The sequence below is a fragment of the Paenibacillus sp. FSL A5-0031 genome (genome assembly GCF_001956295.1).
In the GTDB taxonomy this organism is placed as follows: Bacteria; Bacillota; Bacilli; order Paenibacillales; family Paenibacillaceae; genus Pristimantibacillus.
Genome location: NZ_MRTD01000001.1, coordinates 532,636 through 554,408, shown reverse-complemented (window position 1 = coordinate 554,408; position 21,773 = coordinate 532,636). Strand labels below are relative to the sequence as shown.

General features: G+C 44.4%; 20 protein-coding genes. 2 read left to right on the top strand and 18 right to left on the bottom strand.

Annotation, left to right across the window (positions count from 1 at the left end):
- Position 1 precedes the first annotated feature (1 nt).
- From BK120_RS02360 to pdhA, 6 genes are all read right to left on the bottom strand, one after another.
- On the bottom strand, positions 2-958 hold the full coding sequence (locus BK120_RS02360; RefSeq protein WP_076265849.1) for a thymidylate synthase: 957 nt from the start codon (positions 956-958) through the stop codon (positions 2-4).
- 55 nt (positions 959-1,013) lie between these two features.
- Positions 1,014-1,499 carry an acyl-CoA thioesterase gene (locus BK120_RS02355; protein WP_076265848.1) on the bottom strand — a complete coding sequence of 162 codons (486 nt, stop codon included), beginning with the start codon at positions 1,497-1,499 and terminating at the stop codon, positions 1,014-1,016.
- Between the two features lie 112 nt (positions 1,500-1,611).
- On the bottom strand, positions 1,612-3,027 hold the full coding sequence (lpdA, locus tag BK120_RS02350) for a dihydrolipoyl dehydrogenase (RefSeq protein ID WP_076265847.1): 1,416 nt from the start codon (positions 3,025-3,027) through the stop codon (positions 1,612-1,614).
- Positions 3,028-3,030: 3 nt separating this feature from the next.
- Entirely contained in the window at positions 3,031-4,365 is a 1,335-nt protein-coding gene (locus tag BK120_RS02345) for a dihydrolipoamide acetyltransferase family protein (protein ID WP_076265846.1), read from the bottom strand.
- 14 nt (positions 4,366-4,379) lie between these two features.
- Positions 4,380-5,357: an alpha-ketoacid dehydrogenase subunit beta gene (locus BK120_RS02340; protein WP_076265845.1), complete on the bottom strand. Its 978-nt coding sequence runs from the start codon at positions 5,355-5,357 to the stop codon at positions 4,380-4,382.
- A 20-nt stretch (positions 5,358-5,377) separates the two neighbouring features.
- Positions 5,378-6,445 carry a pyruvate dehydrogenase (acetyl-transferring) E1 component subunit alpha gene (gene pdhA, locus BK120_RS02335; protein WP_076265844.1) on the bottom strand — a complete coding sequence of 356 codons (1,068 nt, stop codon included), beginning with the start codon at positions 6,443-6,445 and terminating at the stop codon, positions 5,378-5,380.
- Positions 6,446-6,735: 290 nt separating this feature from the next.
- Here pdhA and BK120_RS02330 point away from each other — a divergent pair, with 290 nt between their 5' ends.
- Positions 6,736-7,473 (top strand): alpha/beta hydrolase, encoded by a 738-nt coding sequence (locus tag BK120_RS02330; RefSeq protein ID WP_076265843.1) that lies wholly within the window; start codon positions 6,736-6,738, stop codon positions 7,471-7,473.
- Between the two features lie 62 nt (positions 7,474-7,535).
- Here BK120_RS02330 and BK120_RS02325 read toward each other — a convergent pair whose 3' ends face one another.
- Both BK120_RS02325 and BK120_RS02320 read right to left on the bottom strand, forming a co-directional pair.
- Positions 7,536-8,033, bottom strand: a complete 498-nt coding sequence (locus BK120_RS02325) for a low molecular weight protein-tyrosine-phosphatase (RefSeq protein WP_076265842.1) — start codon at positions 8,031-8,033, stop codon at positions 7,536-7,538.
- Positions 8,030-8,671, bottom strand: a complete 642-nt coding sequence (locus tag BK120_RS02320) for a trimeric intracellular cation channel family protein (protein ID WP_076265841.1) — start codon at positions 8,669-8,671, stop codon at positions 8,030-8,032. The genes BK120_RS02325 and BK120_RS02320 overlap by 4 nt, the downstream gene beginning before the upstream one ends.
- A gap of 223 nt (positions 8,672-8,894) precedes the next feature.
- On the opposite strand from BK120_RS02320, the gene BK120_RS02315 reads away from it, so the two are divergent.
- The gene (locus tag BK120_RS02315) at positions 8,895-9,533 is read left to right on the top strand and encodes a thiamine diphosphokinase (protein WP_076265840.1); all 639 of its coding nucleotides are present in this window, start codon (positions 8,895-8,897) and stop codon (positions 9,531-9,533) included.
- Between the two features lie 72 nt (positions 9,534-9,605).
- On the opposite strand, the gene BK120_RS02310 is transcribed toward BK120_RS02315, so the two are convergent.
- The 10 genes from BK120_RS02310 to BK120_RS02265 form a co-directional block, all read right to left on the bottom strand.
- The gene (locus tag BK120_RS02310) at positions 9,606-11,579 is read right to left on the bottom strand and encodes an endonuclease MutS2 (RefSeq protein ID WP_076265839.1); all 1,974 of its coding nucleotides are present in this window, start codon (positions 11,577-11,579) and stop codon (positions 9,606-9,608) included.
- 447 nt (positions 11,580-12,026) lie between these two features.
- Positions 12,027-12,803 carry an MBL fold metallo-hydrolase gene (locus BK120_RS02305; protein WP_076265838.1) on the bottom strand — a complete coding sequence of 259 codons (777 nt, stop codon included), beginning with the start codon at positions 12,801-12,803 and terminating at the stop codon, positions 12,027-12,029.
- Positions 12,800-13,474: a GNAT family acetyltransferase gene (locus BK120_RS02300; protein ID WP_076265837.1), complete on the bottom strand. Its 675-nt coding sequence runs from the start codon at positions 13,472-13,474 to the stop codon at positions 12,800-12,802. Before BK120_RS02300 ends, BK120_RS02305 begins: the two co-directional genes overlap by 4 nt.
- A 14-nt stretch (positions 13,475-13,488) precedes the next feature.
- The gene (locus BK120_RS02295) at positions 13,489-14,148 is read right to left on the bottom strand and encodes a GNAT family N-acetyltransferase (RefSeq protein WP_076265836.1); all 660 of its coding nucleotides are present in this window, start codon (positions 14,146-14,148) and stop codon (positions 13,489-13,491) included.
- A 37-nt stretch (positions 14,149-14,185) separates the two neighbouring features.
- Positions 14,186-15,046, bottom strand: coding sequence for a carbon-nitrogen hydrolase family protein (locus BK120_RS02290; protein ID WP_076265835.1), 861 nt, complete (start codon positions 15,044-15,046; stop codon positions 14,186-14,188).
- 23 nt (positions 15,047-15,069) lie between these two features.
- Complete coding sequence (locus tag BK120_RS02285) at positions 15,070-16,428, bottom strand: HAMP domain-containing sensor histidine kinase (RefSeq protein ID WP_076265834.1); 1,359 nt, start codon at positions 16,426-16,428, stop codon at positions 15,070-15,072.
- Positions 16,425-17,123, bottom strand: a complete 699-nt coding sequence (locus tag BK120_RS02280) for a response regulator transcription factor (RefSeq protein WP_076265833.1) — start codon at positions 17,121-17,123, stop codon at positions 16,425-16,427. Before BK120_RS02280 ends, BK120_RS02285 begins: the two co-directional genes overlap by 4 nt.
- Positions 17,124-17,326: 203 nt before the next feature.
- A complete protein-coding gene (locus BK120_RS02275) occupies positions 17,327-18,877 on the bottom strand; it encodes an ABC-F family ATP-binding cassette domain-containing protein (RefSeq protein WP_076265832.1) in 1,551 nt (516 codons plus the stop codon).
- 86 nt (positions 18,878-18,963) lie between these two features.
- Positions 18,964-20,583 carry a serine/threonine protein kinase gene (locus BK120_RS02270; RefSeq protein ID WP_076265831.1) on the bottom strand — a complete coding sequence of 540 codons (1,620 nt, stop codon included), beginning with the start codon at positions 20,581-20,583 and terminating at the stop codon, positions 18,964-18,966.
- 147 nt (positions 20,584-20,730) lie between these two features.
- On the bottom strand, positions 20,731-21,762 hold the full coding sequence (locus BK120_RS02265) for a glycoside hydrolase family 88/105 protein (protein ID WP_076266116.1): 1,032 nt from the start codon (positions 21,760-21,762) through the stop codon (positions 20,731-20,733).
- Between the last annotated feature and the right edge of the window lie 11 nt (positions 21,763-21,773).

Sequence of the window (21,773 nt, the reverse complement as noted above, 5' to 3'; positions counted from 1 at the left end):
TTTACACAGCAACCGGCGCTTTAATCGTTGGATGCGGGTTATAATCCTCAATCGATAAATCCTCAACTGCAAAGTCGAAGATTGATTTTTTGTCTGTGTTTAATTTTAACTGAGGGAGCGGTCTTGACTCTCTGCTGAGCTGAAGCTCGATTTGCTCCAAATGATTCGTGTAAATGTGGGCATCTCCAAGCGTATGAATGAAGTCTCCCACTTCAAGTCCGCATTCGTGTGCAATCATGTGGGTCAATAAGGCATAACTTGCGATGTTAAATGGTATGCCTAGGAAAATGTCAGCGCTTCGCTGATAAAGCTGGCATGAAAGCTTGCCGTTTGTTACATAGAATTGGAACATGGTGTGGCAAGGAGGCAGTGCCATGCTAGGAACGTCTTCTGGATTCCAAGCGGAGACGATCAGTCTTCTCGAATCCGGGTTTTTCTTAATCGTCGCAATGACATCCTTAAGCTGATCAATCGCATCCCCTTGCGTCGTCTTCCACTCTCTCCACTGCTTGCCATACACGTTGCCGAGCTCACCGAATTCAGCGGCAAACTGGTCATCCGTTAAGATGTTCTGCTTAAAGAGGTCCATTTGCTCGTCATATACTTTAGAGAATTCAGCATCCGTTTGCGACCGAAGACCAAAATTCGTCATGTCAGGGCCCGTGTAGGATGCGCTCTCCACCCATCTTTTGAACGCCCATTCATTCCAAATATTATTATTATGCTGCAGCAGATAACGAATGTTCGTATCTCCTTGAATAAACCAAATCAACTCACTGGCAATTAATTTGAATGGCACACGTTTAGTTGTAAGCATCGGAAAACCTTCGCTAAGATCAAAACGCATTTGATAGCCAAAAGTAGAGATCGTTCCTGTACCTGTTCGATCCTCTTTTTTTGTTCCATGCTCTAAAACATATTTTAACAACTGCAGGTAGGTTTGTTCGCTTTTGCTCATTTAGACATTGCTCCCTATCATGAAAAAAATCAGAAAAATAACAATAATTATATCATCAACTAGGGTTTCTGTCCTGTTTTCGTTTCTTTCGCAGCGCATGCCTCTCAGGAGCGGAAAGATGCAGCTTTATCTCCTCTTCTGTCTCTGGGACGACCGTTGGAACAATAGCAGGTTTGCCATGATCATCAATAGCAACAAAAGTGAAAAAAGCAGTAACTGTTGTTTTGCGCTCACCACTGAACAAATTTTCGGAACGAACGGACACGAACACTTCCATCGAGCTGCGATGTGTCCATGAAACAAAGGCTTCAACCTCAATAACTTCTCCGACCCGAATCGGCGCCAAAAAATCAAGACTGTCCGTTGATGCGGTTACAGCTTGCATCCGTGCATGTCTCATGGCTGAGATCGCAGCAACCTTATCCATATACTCCATCAGCTTTCCGCCAAACATCGTATCAAAATGATTCGTGTCCAAAGGAAAGATCAGCTGCGTCATAATTGTTCGTGATTCTCTAGCCGGTTTCGTTAATTGTTCCATGCTCGTGTACGCCTCCTATTTGTTGGATTAAAGCTCTTGAAGCGCAAAGAGGCCCCGCCGGCTGGTTAGCCGCGTGACCTCTGTTGTCGCAAAACGATAGCATTATTGCGATTTATTTAATGAAAGTGTGGATCGGGTGGCCAAGTGCAACTTCAGCTGCATCAAGCACGATTTCACCAAGTGTAGGATGCGCGTGAATTGTAAGTGCGATATCCTCAAGCGTTGCGCCCATTTCGATAGCCAAAGCAAGCTCAGCAATCATATTCGAAGCCTCAATACCGATGATTTGCGCACCAAGTACAAGACCGGAGTCTGCATCGGATACGAGTTTAACAAAGCCTTCATTTGCATTAAGCGACATCGCGCGTCCATTGATTGCGAACGGGAATTTGCCAACTTTTACATTATGGCCTTTGTCTTTTGCTTCCTTCTCGCTGAAGCCAACGCTTGCGCATTCTGGATCAGAGAAGCAAACTGCTGGTACACATTTGTAGTCAATAACACTGGATTGACCCGAAATGGCTTCAGCTGCGATACGGCCTTCGTACATTGCTTTGTGCGCAAGCGCAGGTCCAGCAATGATATCGCCAATCGCATAAATATGAGGAATGTTAGTGCGGCATTGCTCATCAACTTCAACTAGTCCACGATCGGACAGCTTCACGTTAATAAGGTCAAGACCTAGCTCACCATCCGTATTTGGACGACGTCCAACCGTTACGAGCAGGTAATCCGCAGTTACTTTCTCTTCTTTATCGCCAACTGTATACGTTACAGTAACATCTTTATCTGTTTGCTCAGCACCTTTTGCTTGTGCGCCAGTAATGATATCCACATTCGTGCTTTTTAGTTTCTTCGCAACGATATTGGACATATCTTTGTCAAAGCCCGGCAAAATCGCGTCGGAGCCTTCAATTACTGTAACTTTTGTGCCGAATTTGGAGTACATTTGACCAAGCTCGATACCGATATAACCGCCGCCGATAACGACAAGGCTCTTCGGAATTTCTGGCAAGGACAATGCGCCTGTTGAAGATACGATACGGCCAGTGAAAGGGAAAGCTTTTAGTTCAATTGGACGTGATCCTGTAGCGATAATGCAGTTTTTGAAACGGTAGCGAGGCGCTTCTTGATCGTTGAATACACGCGCTTCGTTTTCGTTAATAAACATAACTTCGCCTTGGAAATATTGGACTTTGTTTGCTTTCAGAAGAGAAGCAACGCCGCCTGTCAATTTTTTCACGATGCCGTTTTTGAACTCTTGCACTTTAGTAAAGTCAACCTTAGCTTCTCCAACTTCGATACCGAATGCGGAAGCATGACTGATTGATTCATATTGATGTGAAGCGGAAATAAGTGCTTTCGATGGAATACAGCCCACATTCAAGCATACGCCGCCTACATGTTCTTTATCCACGATGAGTACGTTTTGACCTAGTTGAGCAGCACGGATCGCTGCTACATAACCGCCTGGGCCCGCACCAATAATTAGAGTGTCAATATCTAGGGAAGCATCACCAACAACCATGTCTTATACCTCCATTATGAACAGTTCTGGTTGACCCAGAAGTGTTTTGATGTAATTCATAAAGTTTTGAGCTGTAGCGCCGTCGATAAGACGGTGATCGAAGCTAAGTGAAAGAGCCATTACAGGAGCAGCTACGATTTCACCACCCCGAACAATCGCTTTTTCAGTAATTCTGCCTGTTCCAAGAATTGCAACTTCAGGGAAGTTGATAACTGGAGTGAAGAACATACCGCCAGCGGAACCAATGTTGGAAATCGAGATTGTGCTGCCTTTAAGCTCGTTGGCAGCAAGTTTGCCGTCACGGCCGCGAGCAGCTAGATCACGGATCGAGTCAGCAATTTTGAATAGGTTTTTACGATCTGCATCTTCAATAACCGGCACGATTAGGCCGTTATCTGTATCTGTAGCGATACCGATATTGTAGAATTTGCGAAGAACGATTTCTTGATTAGCTTCATCAAGCGTTGCGTTCAAGATCGGGAACTCACGGCATGCTGCCACAAGAGCTTTCACGATGAAAGGCAAGTACGTAAGCTTGGAGCCTTTTTTCTCAGCATAAGGCTTATATTTAGCACGAAGTGCTACGAGCTCCGTTACATCAACTTCATCCATGATTGTAACGTGTGGAGCTGTATAAACCGATTTCGACATTGCGTTAGCAATGATTTTGCGAATACCTTTGAATGGTACGCGCTCTTCCGGACGGTACGGTGTTCCAGCCGAGACTGCAGCAGGTTTAGCTTCGCCAGCACCTTTAGCTGCAACTTCTGCGTTGCTTGATTGTTCAACTGCAGGAGCAGATGCATCTGTAGCCGCAGCAGCAGGAGCGCCGCCAAAACCAGTTACATCATCACGAGTGATACGTCCGTTTTTGCCAGTTCCGCCTACTTGTGTCAGGTCTACGCCTTGCTCGCGTGCAAATTTACGAACGCTAGGTGTTGCTAGTACAAGACCGCCAGTTGCTTTAGGAGCAGCTGCTGCTTGTGCTGCTGGAGCTTCAGCTTTAGGCGCCTCAACTGCTGGTGCTGCCGCCGCTGCAGGAGCTTCTGCTTTAGGTGCTTCAGCTGCTGCTGGTTCAGCTTGCTCTGGCAATTCGCCTTCTGCATCAATAATTGCAACAACCTCGCCAATGTGGCAAACTTGTCCGTCTTTTACGAGTACTTCGAGTACTTTACCATTTACTGGGCAAGGCACTTCGACGATCGCTTTATCGTTTTGAACTTCCATAATAATGTCATCATCTGTAACTGTGTCTCCGACTTTGATATGCACTTTAATGATTTCGCCTTCGTGCAAACCTTCGCCGAGCTCTGGGAAACGATATTCGAATTTAGCCACCGCTTTAACCTCCTTTAAAAGTTCAGTACTTTGTTAACCGCTGCAGAAATACGAGCTACCGTAGGAAGCCACGCATCCTCAACTAGAGCAAACGGATATACAGTATCCGGACCAGCAACACGCAGTACTGGAGCTTCTAAGTGCAGAATTGCTTTTTCATTGATTTGAGCAATGATTTCTGCTGCTGCCCCAGAAGTTTTTTGTGCTTCTTGAACGACAATAGCACGGTTTGTTTTCTTAATTGATGCAACGATTGTATCGATATCAATCGGAAGCAGTGTGCGAAGATCGATAACTTCTACACTCACGCCTGTTTTTTCTAGTTCTTCTGCTGCTTTGACAGCTGTGTGAACCATAAGACCATAAGAAATGATCGTTACGTCGCTGCCTTCGCGAACAACATTTGCTTTGCCGATCTCAACTGTATATTCACCTTCAGGAACTTCAGCCTTGAACGCACGGTACAAGTTCAAGTGCTCCATGAAAAATACAGGGTCATTATCACGGATTGCAGAAATCATCAAGCCTTTTGCATCATAAGGGTTTGAAGGAATAACTACCTTTATACCCGGTGTTTGAATAGCAAGACCTTCTAGGGAATCCGTATGCAGCTCAGCCGCTTTAACGCCGCCGCCAAAAGGTGTACGGAATACGATTGGTGAGTTGTAGCGACCGCCAGAGCGGTAACGCATACGAGCAGCTTGGACAAACATTTGGTCAAGCGCTTCATAAATAAAACCTACGAATTGAATTTCAGCGATTGGACGGAAGCCTTGCAAGCCCATACCAACTGCCATACCTGCAAGAGCTGACTCAGCAAGAGGCGTATCAAATACGCGTTCTTCACCAAACTCATCCTGCAAACCTTCTGTCACACGGAATACTCCGCCGACTTTACCTACGTCCTCACCAAAGATGACAACGTTCGAATCACGTTTAAGTTCTACGCGCATCGCATCGCGAATTGCTTCCAACATATTCATTTGAGCCATGATCGTCTGATCCTCCTCTTCTATTGAAAATCGTCCTTTTGCTCTTCCAAGTATTGCGGTGTTGTTTCGAACATGCTATCGATCAAGCCTGCTACAGTCATTTTTTCAACTGCTTCAGCTTTTTTGATGTGCTCAGTTACAGTTGCTTTTGCTTCATCTTTCACACGGTTTGTGTCTTCTTCAGTCCACAAGCCTTTTTTCTCTAGATATTTACCGAAACGAACAAGCGGATCTTTTAAAGCCCATTCTGCTTCTTCATCTTTTGTACGGTATTTAGTCGTATCATCCGCCAAGGAATGCGGACGGAAACGGTAAGTTAGAAGCTCAATCAAAGTAGCACCTTCGCCATTGCGGCCGCGCTCTGCTGCTTCTTGAACAGCTTTGATAACAGCAAGTACGTCCATACCATCCACTTGAACACCTTTGATACCGGCAGCAACAGCTTTATGTGCAACAGACAAAGCGCCTGTTTGCTTGGAGTAAGGTGTAGTAATAGCATAGCCGTTGTTTTGTACAACATAAATGACAGGCAGCTTATAAGCGCCTGCGAAGTTCATGCCTTCGTAGAAGTCGCCTTCTGACGAACCGCCGTCGCCTGTATAAGTGATAGCTACACGTTTTTCATTTTTTTTCTTAAATGCCATTGCTACGCCAGTTGCGTGCAATACTTGTGCGCCAATTATGATTTGCGGCATTAGAACATGTACATCCTCAGGAATTTGACCACCTTGTTGGTGTCCGCGAGAATATAGGAAAGCTTGGTATAATGGCAAACCATGCCATACAAGCTGTGGCATATCACGGTATCCTGGGCAAATGAAATCATCTTTGTTTAGCGCATATTCGCTGCCAATCATTGATGCTTCTTGACCTGATACTGGAGCGTAAAAGCCAAGTCTTCCTTGACGACCTAAATTAACAGCACGCTCATCCCATGTACGAGTAAATACCATGCGGTACATAACTTCTTTTAATTGATCATCAGACAAAGCCGGCAATAAGTCCGGGTTAACAACTTCCCCGTCGAGTGACAAGACAGATAGCGGAGTTACCGGTTCCGTTTGAACTTCGTATGGCAATTTGCTCATTTTTATCGCTCACCTCAATCGAAATATTTGAAAATCGTTTACCTCTGTTATAGAATTATTATAAACCTGTTTAATGAAAATGGTCAAAGCAAAAAACACAAAAACCGTTGTTTTTTCGCTGATTCTCATCATTCTTTTAAGAAATTGTATATGCTACAGACTTTATTTATTAGTATAACAGCATAATACAACAAGACAGAAATAGATGTGATTCCTTTGATTGTCTTTCTATTGTTTACCCACAACAGATGTTTTCCATTCAATAAATTAAGCCGATAGGAGAGAAAGAAATGACAGATGAGCGATATTTGAAGAGAACAATAGTAAAGGAAACCGTGCCAAGCCGATATTTGGCTGAACAAAGCCGCAATTTACGTATCTTTTTGCCGCCAGGTTATAACGAGGTGCTTAGCTACCCGGTCGTCTATTGCCAGGATGGCGAAGATTTTTTCAACTTTGGGCGAATTGCTACAACAGCGACGCGATTGATTTTGGATGAGGGACTTGAACCCTTCATTATTGTAGGTGTTGATGTCGACAAAAAGCAGCGCACGGAGGAATACACACCAGATGGCAACCGACACGAGGCATACATTCGATTTTTCGCGGAAGAGCTCATTCCGTTTGTTGAGGAGCGTTATGCGGTAAGACAAGACCCAGAGCATCGATTATTAGCAGGCGATTCGCTCGGCGGTTCCGTTTCCTTGCATCTAGCTCTCTCCTACCCGCAGCTTTTTACACGTGTCATGTCCTTATCAGGTGCTTTTTATGGCGTATCCCAAAATATTATTTCCGCAGCAGGAGACCTTAGCTGGCTCAATATTTATATGATTGTTGGCCTGCAAGAGGATGCTTATGAAACGGACCGTGGCGTATTTGATTTTGTAGCTTTGAATCGCAACGCCAAGGCGCTGCTCGAACTCAATCAAGCTACTGTCTTCTATGAAGAAAAAGACGGCAAGCATCAATGGGGTTTCTGGCAAAAAGAGCTTGATAAAGCTCTCGCCTATTTTATTGAGGTTGAATAATCAAAAGCAAAGCTGTCCAGCAAGCTCCTTACGGAACTGTTGGACAGCTTTTTTTAATGAATTTATTCATTTAATTTCAAATCTGCTTTTACCCGTTTGAGAAGCTCCTTACATCCGCTGTCGACTAACTCATAAACAAACGGAAAATTGTTTTCATAATAAGGATCAGGCACATCGGCTATTCCTTTCGCAGGCAGCAGCTCCATAAAAGTAAACAATCGCTTGGATTCCTCTGCTGTAGCTTTACCTTCTCCAAAAAACAGCTTGCGAACATCTCGTAAGTTGTTTGTGTCCATACATACGATATAATCAAACGTGTTGTAGTCATCAGGCGTAACTAATCGAGCTTTCATACCTTGATGTGAAATTTGATGCTGATCCAGCTGATCCCTCGTGCCCTCATGCGGCGGATGACCCAAATGCCAGTCACCGGTTCCTGCGGAATCAACCATAATTTGATCTGTCAATTTTGCTTGCTCTACCTGATGGCGCATAACAGCTTCAGCCATTGGGGACCTGCATATGTTTCCGAGACAAACAAATAAAATACGAGCTTTCATGATATTCCTCTTTTCTGCTGTTCATTAGAAGTATGAATATGTAACGTGCGTCTTGGCAGCTTCCACTTGAAATAGACAGATAGCATGCGAAAGCTAATAATAATAACGAATAAAACCAAGAGCTCCAAGGTTGATTTTATCCAACCTAGTCCAATCGCGAGACCTGCAAGCATGGCCCATACGGCATAAATTTCATCTTTTAGCACAAGCGGCTTGCGGCCTGCTAGCACATCGCGAATGATACCGCCGCCAATCCCTGTCAGCATGGCCGCAACAAGAACCGCACTGAGCGGATGCTTCATTTGCGTTGCATACAGCGCTCCTTGAATAGCAAAGGCTGATAATCCAATCGCGTCAAAAAACGCCTCGCTCCGTCGCCAGCGCTGAATCCAGTCAACAGGCAATAGAAAAGCAATCGTCATGGCAATGATAGCTATTTTGAGTAGGTATCCTTGATTCCAAAGCGATGTAACTGGCATACCTATCAACAGATTACGCACGACACCGCCGCCAAATGCTGTGACAAGTCCAAGCACGAACACACCTAGTATATCGTATTCTTCCTCCATAGCGACAATCGCTCCGCTGACTGCAAAGGCAATTGTTCCGATAATGCTAAAAATACCAAAAATGTCCATACTCACAGCAAATGCTCCTCGCTTCCCGTACATGAACCGATCAATGCACCTTGACTTTCATTCATCATTTTAGCTGGGAGGATGTGGATACGCAACGACAAATTTCGTGAAATTCATTCGTTTATCCATACAGTTATTCCACTCCTCTAGTTTTTATAGAACAAAAGGCATTATACTGGAGTGAATTACATTAGATTTCGCCAAAAAGAAAGGAAAATTCATCATGCATCCTCGCATCGTCATATGCACGGGCGGCCAGCTTGGCGCCTGGGCACTTGCACATATAAAGCCCGATGATCTGCTTATTGGAGCAGACAGTGGTGCTCGCTTCCTCATTAAGAACGGACGACGTCCGGATATTTCGATCGGAGACTTTGATTCCGTATCAGAAGAAGATTTGTTAGAAATTCGAGAAAATAGCGGTCAAACGATAGCTTGTGACCCCATCGACAAAAACTACACCGATACGGAAATGGCCATACGTCTCGCCTTGGATTTGCAGCCTACTGAAATCATTTTACTCGGAGCGCTGGGCACTAGATTTGATCATTCACTTGCTAATGTCCACCTGCTCGCGCTTTCTTCCCAGCAACAGGTGAAAATGACGATCATCGATGACCATAATAAAATTTCTTTGATTAGCGATCAATTAAACATCGAGCAGCAAGGATATCCTAACGTTTCTTTGCTTCCGTTGTCGTTAAAAGTAGAAGGAATAACGCTTGATGGTTTTCAATATCCGCTGACTGACGCCGAGCTAACGATTGGTCAGTCACTCGGGATTAGCAATGTCCTTGTATCATCTAATGGAACCATCTCCATAAGAAAAGGCTTATTGTTGGTCATCCAAAGTCGTGACTAATGATTTTCAACAAAAGACCCAACCGAGGTAAATAATCCTTCGGTTGGGTCTTATGTTTGCGCGATTAATCCTTTAGAGAAGCTCATCCTCATTTGTAACAATTTCCAAGCCGTCTACATGCTTGCGATTCATCAGCTTGCGGGCTTTTCTATTCTCCTTTGATTCAAATACAATATCGAGATCATACTCCTCATTTTGACCCGGGTAAAGCTTCGTTTTGGCGATATACAGCTTCAACCGTTTATGATTGAATGTAAGCTTTTGCCCTTGAATTTGGACAATCACATTTCCTCTTTCATCTGCAGGCCGATATACTACACCCATTTTATTTAGAGGATAGATCCATACTGCATCACCTTTCTCAAAAGGTTTTTTTGCTTCTTTCGGGTTCTGTGCTTTCGTTTCATCAGCCTTTTTTAAATTTTTGTTAATAAAATCTGATGCTGCTGAAGATGACGTTTTCTGAGTTTCCTTTTCATTTCTTGATTGCTCACTTGTGTGTGTTTCATGAAATTGATTTTCTTTCCGCACGAGCAAATGTTCTGCACGCCGCATCACTTCTTCCGGCAGACCAAAGCGCCTTGCTATCGCGAATGCGTGACTCTCGCCTGCTTCCCCCATCTCTAAGCGATAAAGCGGCTTTAACGTTTCCGCATCGAATGCCATTTTCCCATTTTGACATCCAGGGGTGCGTGCAGCAAAAGCTTTAATTTCATTAAAATGAGTCGTTGCCCCTGCTAATGCTCCTTTTTTCAAAAGTTGTTCTAATAGTGCGATAGAGAGCGCTATTCCTTCTGATGGATCGGTACCCGCTGCCAATTCATCAAGCAGAAGCAGTGCTCTAGGCCCAGCCGCTTGAAGCATATCCTTAAGAACAGTGATATGAGATGAAAATGTACTCAGTGATTGCTCCAAACTTTGTCCATCTCCAACATCGGCAATAACGTGCTGGAATACGCCGATTTCACTCCCCTGCTCAGCTGGGACCAGCAGGCCAGATTGAACCATCAATACGAATAATCCAATGGTTTTCAAGGTTACCGTTTTGCCACCTGTATTCGGTCCAGTAATAATTAACTGTTTCCATTTGTATCCGAGCTCCACATGCAGCGGTACGCTATGTTGTCCTAGCAGTGGATGGCGTGCACCGACGAGTCTAACGACTGGCTGATCGGATAACTCGATTTTTTTGCCGTTATACGACCTAGAGAGCTTCGCTCTTGCCGTAATGAAGTCAAATGAAGCCATGGCTTCTACATTGCGAAATAGCTCAAAGGAGAACGACTCGGTATATTCAGACAAACGGGATAATATAACGGTACGCTCCCGCTCTTCATCCGCCTTCCATTGCTGCAGCTCCACCTGAAGCTCTGATGCGTCTAATGGCTCAACGAACAAGGTCTGACCACTAGCGGATTCATCCCATACTGTCCCTGGCACCTGCTTGCGATGCTCACGCTTTACTGCAATAACAAATCGATCATGTCGCTTGCTGATAACCGGCTCTTGTAGAGCAGTACGATATTTATGAAGCGCATTCTCCATTTTTTTCTGGATCTTGTCCTCCGCTGCATAGATATGCCTGCGGATGTAGGCAAGATCAGGGCTAGCTTGATCGGTCAGCTGGCCGTAACGAATACAACGTTTTAGTTCGTCCCTAAGTACGGGGCAATCGTACATAGACTCCGCATAAGCGGAAATCGTTGGCGCAATCTCACGTTTGCTGAACATGTACTTTTTCATTTGCACAACAGAGGTTAACCATACCGACAACTGCTCAAGTTCCTGCTCATTATAAATTCTACCTTTGCCGAGCAGCGACAGAAACGAATCAATTCCGTCCATTGCGGATAATGGAATGCTTGCTCCGCTTCCGAGAAGTTCAGCAGCCTCGTACGTTTCCTGCAGCCATGCTTCAACTTGCCGCTGCTTCGTGCTTGGTACAAGCCTTTCAGCCAACAATCGTCCTGCGGGTGATATCGTGTAGCTCACTACGCCTGCTTTTACCTTATCAAATTCTAATCTTCGCCAAGATGCTTCATTCATCTGTGTGGCCTCCTCTATTTTGAGTAAAAAAAAAGACAGAAACAGAACGCGGGCGCGTTCCATTCCTGTCTTTGATCGACAAATGCTCCAATACCATTTCCACCGCTAACAAAATCGTTAACATGAAAATGGATATAAAAAAACCGCGCTGCGAGAGCACGGTGATTGGGCCGCTGTCGAATTGCTTCAGGCGGAAATCCTCATGTCCAGAACTCTTGGCGTCAGATCACGAAATAGAGCCTTGCATCTCAGTGATTTCACACTGGGAATCGTCGCAAGACCAACGTTCATCTGACTCTATCCAATTTATGAGTTATGGACACCAGCAAACATTAAAATTTCCCCTTTAAGCATCATGTTAAAAGTTATAATCCAAAATAGGATTCTTAATAAATGTACATAAAAGACAAGCAGCTTGTCAAGCAAGTCTTAATTTACTGTTTATGGCTATAAAGAAATGGACATGCCTGTTCGTGCAAATTGAAGGTGAACGGGCAGCTTATAATCTCTCCGAAGATCAATATCATGCGACATATGTGTGAGAAAGGTTTGTTTAGGCTTCCACTTCTGAATAAGCTCGATAGCTTCAACCACATCATAGACAGAACGAGTTTCATAAGCGAAAGGCTCTTCGTAAAAGCTTGTTCCTAGCACAAGCAAATCAAGATCAGCCAAATGTTGCTGCTGCTCATCCGTCAGGCCGATGGAATCAGAGCAATAAACCCATTTGCAGTTTGTTTCTGAATGTTCAAAGCGAAATGCGTAGGCATAGCCGTTTTTCCCGTGATTGACTCGCCAGCTATACGCTCGCCATTTGCCGAGCATAATAGGAGTGTCAAATGAATGGAACTCAATCTGCCGATTTAGCCAAGGAAAACGATCTAATATTTCTTTAATGACTTCAGTGGGCGCGTAAGCTTGACCTCTTTTTTTCGTCCAGCGACAAGCGTCTGCCCACTCCACCAATCCACCGATATGGTCAAAATGAGCATGTGTAATGAGCAGTGTGTCGATCTCACGCAGTGAGGCCATCTCTAATTGTTTTGCGAAGTCCGACCCACAGTCAATCCACACCGTTCCAGCTTCTTGGTCCTCCATCTGCAGCGACGATCTATAACGGCGGTTTTCCTGTGTTTCCCGTGCTTCCTCACAAACCTCGCATTCGCAATAAATGCGAGGCACACTCATGGAATCTCCAGTTCCCCTAAAAATCAGCTTCGTCATAGCGGCAGCAGCTCAAACGACTCCGATGCACGGATTTGTTCCATCATTTGAAGCCATTGTTCCGGCTTGTTTGGCAACGCGGCATAATAGCCTTCTAAGAATGAGGCGATAAGAGCTGCATTAATCGTTGTTTGCTCTTCATTTTTCGGAAGGAAACATAAGTCCAGTTCAGCAACAGCTTGGCCTTCATGGTCCCAAGAAGGATGCACATAAGGAAAAGCGATTCGCTTATAGCCGATATGTGACAGCACTTCGCGACGCACAAACGGATTCATAGGTGAAACTCCGCCAAATGCATGCTCACCTGCGCGATAAGGGTCGTATACCTCAGCAAACATGCCAAGCGAGACAGTACCGGACTGATCAGCTAGCTTCTGCAAATCTTGTTCTCGATTGCGGAGTAGAAAACGACCGATGCCAAGTGATGGTTTTCCGATAATCGTAAAATCAGTCATAGCAACGCGCAGCTCTGGATAATAACGATATTCAGTTGAACCAACGACTTCCCCCTCATGCAATGCAACATATACATGAATGCTTGGGTCTTCAAGAGGCTCGCGCCAAAGTTCATAAGCAAGAACTTCCTCAGGCGGAAAAATCGATTGAAGAAGCTTATGTAATGGTTCAAAATATTTGTCCTCAATGCTTACGATTCGATGATAAGTTAGCATATATGTACATCTCCTTATTTAAATGGATTACGCCACTCCATGATTGCAGCGCAGTTACCCGATTGCTCATCATCCAAGTAGTCATGAGCAACCCCAATCGGCATCCGTCCGCATCTAAGCAAAAAAGTAATGACAGGGTCTTTGTATTCTCCAGTTAGCACTTTTTCCAAATAAGCTTCTGGCGTCATCTCTTGTATTAGCGCCCCATAACCGGGCATGCGCCCGCCCCCAAGCAATCTCATAAGACCCAGCTGAACAACCGTTTCATACATCGATTGCATGAGCCATTTGCCAATGCCAGATTTTCGGAACTCCGGTATGACACAAAGGTCTATTACATACAAAGTGTCTCCGTTTATATCATGATTGCGAATATAACCACTGTCAGAAATCGTTTCCCAATTATGTGCATGGCCATAATCATTCATATCGATGGTTACTCCGGTCATGGAGCCAATAATCATTCCATCAACCTCTGCGCATAAGGCACCTTCAGGGAATCGGTTCACATGTTCAGTTAATTGTTCTTTGTTCCACCAAAGCTCCTGTGGGTAAGGCGGGGGAAAGCTTAGCCGCTGAACTTCAATCAATCCATCAAAATCTGCTGGTTTATAATTGCGAATAATTGCTTTTTGCGGCTTTCCATCGATGAACAAGTACAGCTCCTTACGCATCACTGTCTCCCCCTTTCTTCGCTAAACAAGATAAAAATCAAGTCCAATCAGTATACAAATCGGTGCGACGGTCACGCCACGTCGTAACAGAACCCTTCAGCCTGACTTCCTCAAGCAAAGATAAGTCAAGATCAGCCACGACGAGCATATCATCATTGATGATGCCTTCGCTTAATATACCGGCTGGCGGGAACGGAATATCGTTTGGAGCAATAATAGCAGCTTGACCAAAATTCGCACGCATCAGATCAACTTTACGAAGAGAGCCTACTGTACCCGTCGTTACAATGTATACCTGATTCTCAACTGCTCTAGCATGGCAGCAATATCTTACGCGATAGAATCCATGACGATCATCTGTGCACGATGGACAGAAAATGACATCTGCACCTTTAGCGCGAGCCATTCGAACGATTTCAGGAAATTCAATATCGTAGCAAGTAAGCATCGCGATGGTACCATAAGCGGTCTCGAATACCTCAAGACCTTCACCTGCTGACATATTCCAGCCTTCTACTTCTGGTGGCGTAATGTGGATTTTATGCTGAACGTCAATTTTCCCATCGGGATGAAAGAGATGCGCAGCATTGCGCAAACTTCCATCCGCTTGTTTGATCACGTGGGTGCCTCCAACAATGTAAACCTCATATTCAGCAGCTAGTGAGCGAAAGAGAGCAAGATAATCCTCCGTGAATTCAGGAAGTCGATCAATAGAAAGCGCAACGCCCTGCTCATCTCCAATGGACATCAATTGGGTTGTCAGAAACTCAGGAAACAAAATAAATTGTGCCCCGTATTCCGAGGCATTGCGTACATAATGTGTTACTTGCTCTGCGAATTGCTCAAACGAGTTAATATCAGCAAGCTTATACTGAACGGCTGCCGTACGAAACTTCATTCGTTAATCCTCCAATCGTATCGTTATTGTTTGCGCTGTTTAAACTGCAAAGTAATCGTCGTGCCTAAATCCGGCAGACTAAACACATCTACCTTTCCTTCATGCAAATCAATGATTCGTTTGGCGATGGACAAGCCAAGACCTACTCCGCCTGTTGTGCGGCTTCTGGCTCCATCCACACGGTAGAAGCGCTCGAATAGATGCGGAATTTCGTTTTCTGGAATGCCCATTCCTTTATCCTTAACCTCGATTTTCACGATATGTCTAACGAGTGTAATCGTAATATCGATCGGGTCCTTCGAGTATTTAATCGCGTTATCGAGCAAAATGACGAGAAGCTGCCTGATTTTGTCTTTATCTCCAACCATACGAACAGCCTTGGACATCGCTTTCACTCGAATCGGTCTGCCGAACGTCGTTTGCAGCATCGTTGCTAGCTCATCAACCACTTGAACAACGTCAAACAGCTCCTGCTTCAGCCAATCCTCCTGCTCTGCCTCAGCGAGCATAAGCATGGATTTTGTTAAGTTTTGTAGACGATTTGCTTCTTTATCGATTGCTTCAATCGCTTCATTTCGCAAGCTCTCGTCATCACGTCCCCAACGCTTCAACATACCAGCATAGCTGCTGATAACAGTTAGAGGGGTTTTGAGCTCATGAGAAGCATCTGCTACGAATTGCTTCTGCTTAGCAAATGTGCGGTCAAGTCGTTCAATCATTTGATTAAATGCACGAACGAGCTGCAGGAGCTCAGCAGATTCCTCGCGGTTGCTAAGCTCAATTTGTCTAAGCTTCCCGCTTCGGTCAATTTCTCGCATCGTATTAACCATTTGCTGTATGGGCGCCGTTAGTCTTGAAGTAAACCAATACGTTCCGAATATGGCAAATAGAATGGCACCGCCGCTCGTGACGCTTAACGCTGCGACCAGCACCTGCAAATAATTGTCCAACTCATCTAGTATTCGATTAATCTCAAGCATTGCAATGACACGATTGCCGTCATATAGCGGAACTCGCATGAACAAAATTCGTTCTCCGCCCTTCGTGATCATCCCGGTATGGTGATGCACCTCAAAGGTCGCTGGCAGCTGCTGCAGCAGCTCATCCGTTCCTGTTATATTTACAACCCTGTTATTAGGCGCAATGATGCGAATCATTTCGTTTACGTTGTAATACTCATTGAGCAGCTCCGGATAGTTTAATCCTCGGCCGCTCTGAATTCGGGGATTCTCAAGCATGAGATTCACTTTATTCGCAATGACCTCTTCTTCACTTTCAGTCGTTATTTTGATCACATAGAAATACACAAAAATATTAAATAGAATCAAAATAAAAATAAGCCAAAAAATGGTGAAAAGCGTAAACCGTTTGCGGAGTGTCATGCATCGGGCTCCTTTATCATATAACCTACTCCTCGAACCGTATGAATAAGCTTATGACGATAACCCTTGTCCAACTTCTGACGCAAATAACGGATATAAACATCTACTAAATTTGTTTCACCGATAAAATCATATCCCCAAACTTCGGATAAAATATCTTCACGCGATTTCTCATCATTTTTGTTTTCCACAAGGTATACAAGCAGCTCAAACTCACGCGGCGTTAACTCGATCAAAATATCTTTGCGATAAACCTTACGCGTGCGCAGCTCAATCGTTAAGTCGCCAACCTTGATCATGTCGGATCCTTCCGCTTCTTTCGGATACTGCTGGAATATGCGCAAAATATTGCGAACTCGCGCCAGCAGCTCCTCCATTGCGAACGGCTTAGTAATATAATCATTTGCTCCATGCTCGAATCCGCTTACTTTATCCGGTACGGTGTCGCGTGCAGTCAACAATATAATAGGTACAGGATTTCCTGCTTGTCGCAGTAATCGCAGCACTTCAATTCCGCTCATCTCAGGCAGCATGACATCGAGCAATACAAGCTCCCATTCACCTGTCGAAGCCATTTCATATCCGGTTCTGCCATCAGCGGCAGTTCCTACGGTATAACCCTCATGCTCAAGCTCAAGTTGTAAAATTCGGGAAATACCCGCTTCATCTTCGACGACTAGAATACGTTCTTTCATTCTAGAGGTTCACCTGCTTCCAGTTGTAAATAATATTAATGCCGTTAATCAACCATATCTTCTTCTATAAATACGGTTAAATTTATCATAATGAAGACCTATCACAAATGCAAGCAAGCCGATCTACAAGAAGAGTAGACCGGCAATTGCCACGGAGGGTGTTTATCTTCACGAAGATAAAGGATATTAAGCAAAAACCACTCCTAGTTTTGCATCGACCAGGCTTCCACATCCCATGTTTTGGTAGCCATATCCTCGTAAAATTCCGGTTCATGAGATACAAGCACAACAGTTCCTTTATAAGCCTTAAGAGCACGCTTCAATTCCGCTTTAGCCACAACGTCCAAATGGTTCGTCGGCTCATCGAACAGAATCCAGTTGCTCTCGCGCATCATAAGCTTGCAAAGACGAACCTTCGCTTGCTCGCCACCGCTGAGCTGATTAAGCGAACGTGTAATATGTTCATTTTTCAAGCCACAGCGTGCAAGGGCACCACGAACCTCTGATTGGGTCATGAAGGAGAACTCATCCCATACATCCTCAAGCGGCGTCATGGTCGGAGCTTTTGCTTCTTGCTCAAAGTAAGCAGGATTTAAATAATCGCCCAAATAGGTTTTGCCGTCAAGCGCTGGAATTACGCCTAAAATGGTTTTGAGTAATGTAGATTTACCAACGCCGTTACATCCTACGATAGCAATCTTATCACCACGTTCAATGACCATGTCCATTTTTGGCAGCAATGGTTTATTGTAGCCGATGACCATGCCTTCTGCTTCAAATACAGTCTTGCCGCTCGTTCTCGACTCTTTAAAGATAAACGTTGGTTTTGCCGCTTCTTCCGGTTTATCAATTCGATCAATACGATCAAGCTGCTTCTCGCGGCTTTTAGCACGTCCTGATGTCGAAGCGCGTGCTTTGTTTTTCTGGATAAAATCCTCTTGCTTCTTAATAAAATCCTTTTGTTTCTCGTATGCATCGATGTGCTGCGCCTTGTTCAGGTCAGCCATTTCAAGAAATTTATCATAATTGGCCGAATAGCGCGTCAGCTTCGTAAATTCAAGATGGTAAATCACGTTGACCACTTGATTCATAAAGCTCGTTTCATGTGAAATAAGAACAAACGCATGCGGGTAGTTTTTCAAATAGTTAGTCAGCCAATTGATGTGCTCTTCATCCAAATAGTTCGTAGGCTCATCGAGCAGTAGAACACCTGGTTTTTCAAGAAGCAGCTTCGCTAGCAGTACCTTTGTTCGCTGACCGCCGCTAAGTGCAGTAACATCACGATCAAGTCCAATCGCATTCAGACCTAGTCCATTCGCCATCTCATCAACTTTTACATCAATTAAATAGAAATCGCCGATCTCCAGCTCTTCCTGAATCTCACCCATACGTGTAAGCAGCTCATCTAATTTATCTGAATCTGCATCGCCCATTTGAGCTGCAATGTTATTTAGCTCTTCTTCCAATAGCAGCAAAGGTAAAAAAGCATCCTTCAGTACATCACGGATCGTTTTACCTGCTTCAAGCTTCGTATGTTGATCCAAGTAGCCGTAACGAACACGCGGTGTCCATTCGACCTTTCCTTCATCCTTCAACAGTTTGCCTGTTAAAATATTCATCAGTGTTGACTTGCCTGTACCATTCGCACCGACTAGGCCAACATGCTCTCCATCCAACAATCGGAAGGCTACATTTTTAAAAAGCACACGATCTCCGAACGTATGTGATAATTGCTCAACTGTTAACAAACTCATTTGTCTTTATCTCCATTCATATATGAACCATAGTTATAGCTTGTGAAATGTGTCGTTTTGCCCGTATCATTGTACCACAAAAATGGTCATTTTGTGTTCATTTCCTTATAAAGGAGCTGTAAAATGGGCGAAAGCGCATGATTTAATCGTTTATTTAAGCGCGATTCATCCGTTGCCCAGAGCCCTTTCCATTGCAAAGAAAGCAGCGTCTCTTCAGGAAGTCGCGGCACGATGGCTAACGGCTTGTCAGGAAATAAGGAAAGCCACTCATTCCGACCATGGTAGTTCAGATCCTTGTTGGCGATATAAAATAATTTTCCGCCTGTGGCTTTCATTTTTTGCTTCAAGTCCATTAGCAACTTTAATTCGCTCGCTTGCCACTTAACCACAGCAGGATCACCAATCACAAATACGAAATGCGACTGCTTCAGCATGGATAAAGCATTAGACTCCTTCCATCTGCCAGAGAAATCGAATAGCTGGTACATAGTTGGTGAAGTCCGAAGCATTTGTGCAAAAGACAGAGCATCATATTTAGCATCATCTGAGCTAAGTTCAGAATGAAATGAAAACCAATTTACTGCTAAATCATTATGTTTATAGTGGGTATAACGTTTATCCTGTATAAGCTGACCGGACTGTTCATAATTACTGATGCTTTTATGTCCAGATAACCATGCATGCCATTCAGGTCTTGTATCGTCGTATTCGACTGCTGCTATAGAAGCGCCTTGCCTCCCGAGCAGGACTGCAAGTGCATACGTCAAAAAAGTAGACCCTGCGCCTGAGGATAAAGATAATAAGACGATCAGCTTCTGATTTAAACGTGTATGGGGTTTGCTTCTTTGTTGATTCCAGAACACCTTATTGTCACTATCAGGCTCTACAAAAACCTCCAGCGCTTTCTCCGCTTCAGCGATAGTTGCATATCGATATTGGGGATCGGGTTGAAGCAAACGTTTTAGCACAAGCTTAAAGGCTTTCGGAACGTCTGGCTGCAAAGAAGCAAATAAAGCCGACTCCGCTGTCAAGCCCGTTTTTTGATGATAAATACTTCCCTCACTAGCCATAAAATACAGCAGCGCACCGAGTCCATAAATGTCCGTTCGCTCATCGCTTTGCCCTGCTCCTGCTTGCTCCGGCGCTGCGAAGCCATACGTTCCAAGCTGAGTAGTATCTTTATCCTTGCCGATAATATATTGGCGTGAAATACCAAAATCAATTAGTTTTACATTTCCTTTTTTGTCAATCATCACGTTTGAGGGCTTCAAATCACGATGAATAATTGGAGGCGTATGTTCATGCAAGTAACGAATCGCAGAGCATAGCTGTAATCCGATATCGATTATGCTTGTAAAGGTTAGCTGTGCTCCGTTTGAACGAATTAAATCTGCAATCGTGCAACCTTCAATTAATTCCATTACCAGTGCTTCGAATTGCAGCTCATGCGGAGGGAAGTAGTCGATCATTAATGGAAGCTGCGGATGCTCCAGCCTCATCATCATTTGTGCTTCTTCCGCATATTTCAGGCCCCCTGGCAGCGGTGCGATGACTTTCATTGCTCTTCGTTTATTTGCGAGCTTCATATCATCAGCGGCGTAGACAACTCCCATGCCGCCTCGCCCAAGAATGCCAACAATTCGGTATCGATCACCCACCACAGATCCTATTGCATAAGGTGAAAACAACTCATCCGAACCTTCCATATCGATCCCTCCAGCATAAAATACGAACAAAAAAAGGCATCCCGACGCCGTTTGTAAGTTACAAACCGCATCAAGATGCCTTCCTGATTTCCTATCTATTAGTGCTACTTTAACATAGTTATTAAACTTGAAACAAGCAGCATTTCATTAAAATACACGTTTCTTGGAATTCAACAGCTCCGCCAAAAACGCAAGCACAAGTCCTTGCCCCCAGCCTTGCACCCGTTTGTGAGCCACTTCACGATAGCCCTGCAAATCATTCATAACTGCTGTGCCGGCTGATACATTAAGCACTGCGCCGTCCTCCGTAATTTGGCTCAAAATGCCTTCTATCGAACGCTGAATGTATTTGTTGTATAAGGAACCAAATGCGAATAATCCCGTCGCAATTCCTGCTGAACCCGACGTTTCATGATAGGAGCAATCATCGTTTAGAACCGTGTGCCATAGCCCATTTTCGGACTGCATACGTACTAATGTACTAAGCTGATCACGCATTGAGCCTTCAATAATCATAAATGAAGGATGCTGAACGGCGATATGCGGCAATGCCTTTGCCATTGTTAGAGCAGCCCAAGAGTTTCCGCGTGCCCAGAAGATCGAGGACATATGATTTTGTGCGATATTGTCCCAGCCATGATAGTAGAGGTTCGTAACGGGATCTTGTAAAAAATGCTCATGACCGTGATATTGCTTCAGGCCATCTTCCAAATAGTCGTTTCGTTCGAGCAAATGTCCCATACGTACGAGGAAATAACCCGCCATCATCATCGTATCCACCCACGCTTGCTCAGGAAAATTATATGTTTCTGAATTGACCGTGTGCTGGAAAATGCCATCTGCGAATCGTACCGCATCATTTTTTAAGTATTCGGCCATTTGAATGGCGACATCCAAATATTTTTGCTCGTCAGTTGCTTTGTACAGCGAGATTAGAGCATGACCAATGGATACTCCGTTGACTGATAGCTTCGGCAAGCCGTCTTCCAGCTTCTCATCAATCCATTCCTGCAAAAGCTGAATATAGCGTTCATTCCCTGTTGCCTCGTACGCTTCAGCCACCCCATAGAAAGCAACACCGCCTGGCCAATCCCAGCTAAAATCCATTCTGAATGTGCGATCTACAACACGATCTATAACTTCCATAATATGATTTTCGTCAAATTGAAGCTGTGGCATTTCCATCTTCC

Excerpts from the sequence above, each read along its gene's own strand:
- BK120_RS02270 (WP_076265831.1), bottom strand. The coding sequence starts at position 20,583 with ATGGAAGGTTCGGATGAGTTGTTTTCACCTTATGCAATAGGATCTGTG.
- BK120_RS02340 (WP_076265845.1), bottom strand. The coding sequence starts at position 5,357 with ATGGCTCAAATGAATATGTTGGAAGCAATTCGCGATGCGATGCGCGTA.
- BK120_RS02295 (WP_076265836.1), bottom strand. The coding sequence starts at position 14,148 with ATGCGTAAGGAGCTGTACTTGTTCATCGATGGAAAGCCGCAAAAAGCA.
- BK120_RS02285 (WP_076265834.1), bottom strand. The coding sequence starts at position 16,428 with ATGACACTCCGCAAACGGTTTACGCTTTTCACCATTTTTTGGCTTATT.
- BK120_RS02325 (WP_076265842.1), bottom strand. The coding sequence starts at position 8,033 with ATGAAAGCTCGTATTTTATTTGTTTGTCTCGGAAACATATGCAGGTCC.
- lpdA (WP_076265847.1), bottom strand. The coding sequence starts at position 3,027 with ATGGTTGTTGGTGATGCTTCCCTAGATATTGACACTCTAATTATTGGT.
- BK120_RS02330 (WP_076265843.1), top strand. The coding sequence starts at position 6,736 with ATGACAGATGAGCGATATTTGAAGAGAACAATAGTAAAGGAAACCGTG.
- BK120_RS02360 (WP_076265849.1), bottom strand. The coding sequence starts at position 958 with ATGAGCAAAAGCGAACAAACCTACCTGCAGTTGTTAAAATATGTTTTA.
- BK120_RS02305 (WP_076265838.1), bottom strand. The coding sequence starts at position 12,803 with ATGACGAAGCTGATTTTTAGGGGAACTGGAGATTCCATGAGTGTGCCT.
- BK120_RS02300 (WP_076265837.1), bottom strand. The coding sequence starts at position 13,474 with ATGCTAACTTATCATCGAATCGTAAGCATTGAGGACAAATATTTTGAA.
- BK120_RS02290 (WP_076265835.1), bottom strand. The coding sequence starts at position 15,046 with ATGAAGTTTCGTACGGCAGCCGTTCAGTATAAGCTTGCTGATATTAAC.
- BK120_RS02265 (WP_076266116.1), bottom strand. The coding sequence starts at position 21,762 with ATGCCACAGCTTCAATTTGACGAAAATCATATTATGGAAGTTATAGAT.
- BK120_RS02275 (WP_076265832.1), bottom strand. The coding sequence starts at position 18,877 with ATGAGTTTGTTAACAGTTGAGCAATTATCACATACGTTCGGAGATCGT.
- BK120_RS02320 (WP_076265841.1), bottom strand. The coding sequence starts at position 8,671 with ATGGACATTTTTGGTATTTTTAGCATTATCGGAACAATTGCCTTTGCA.
- BK120_RS02315 (WP_076265840.1), top strand. The coding sequence starts at position 8,895 with ATGCATCCTCGCATCGTCATATGCACGGGCGGCCAGCTTGGCGCCTGG.
- BK120_RS02355 (WP_076265848.1), bottom strand. The coding sequence starts at position 1,499 with ATGGAACAATTAACGAAACCGGCTAGAGAATCACGAACAATTATGACG.
- BK120_RS02280 (WP_076265833.1), bottom strand. The coding sequence starts at position 17,123 with ATGAAAGAACGTATTCTAGTCGTCGAAGATGAAGCGGGTATTTCCCGA.
- BK120_RS02310 (WP_076265839.1), bottom strand. The coding sequence starts at position 11,579 with ATGAATGAAGCATCTTGGCGAAGATTAGAATTTGATAAGGTAAAAGCA.
- pdhA (WP_076265844.1), bottom strand. The coding sequence starts at position 6,445 with ATGAGCAAATTGCCATACGAAGTTCAAACGGAACCGGTAACTCCGCTA.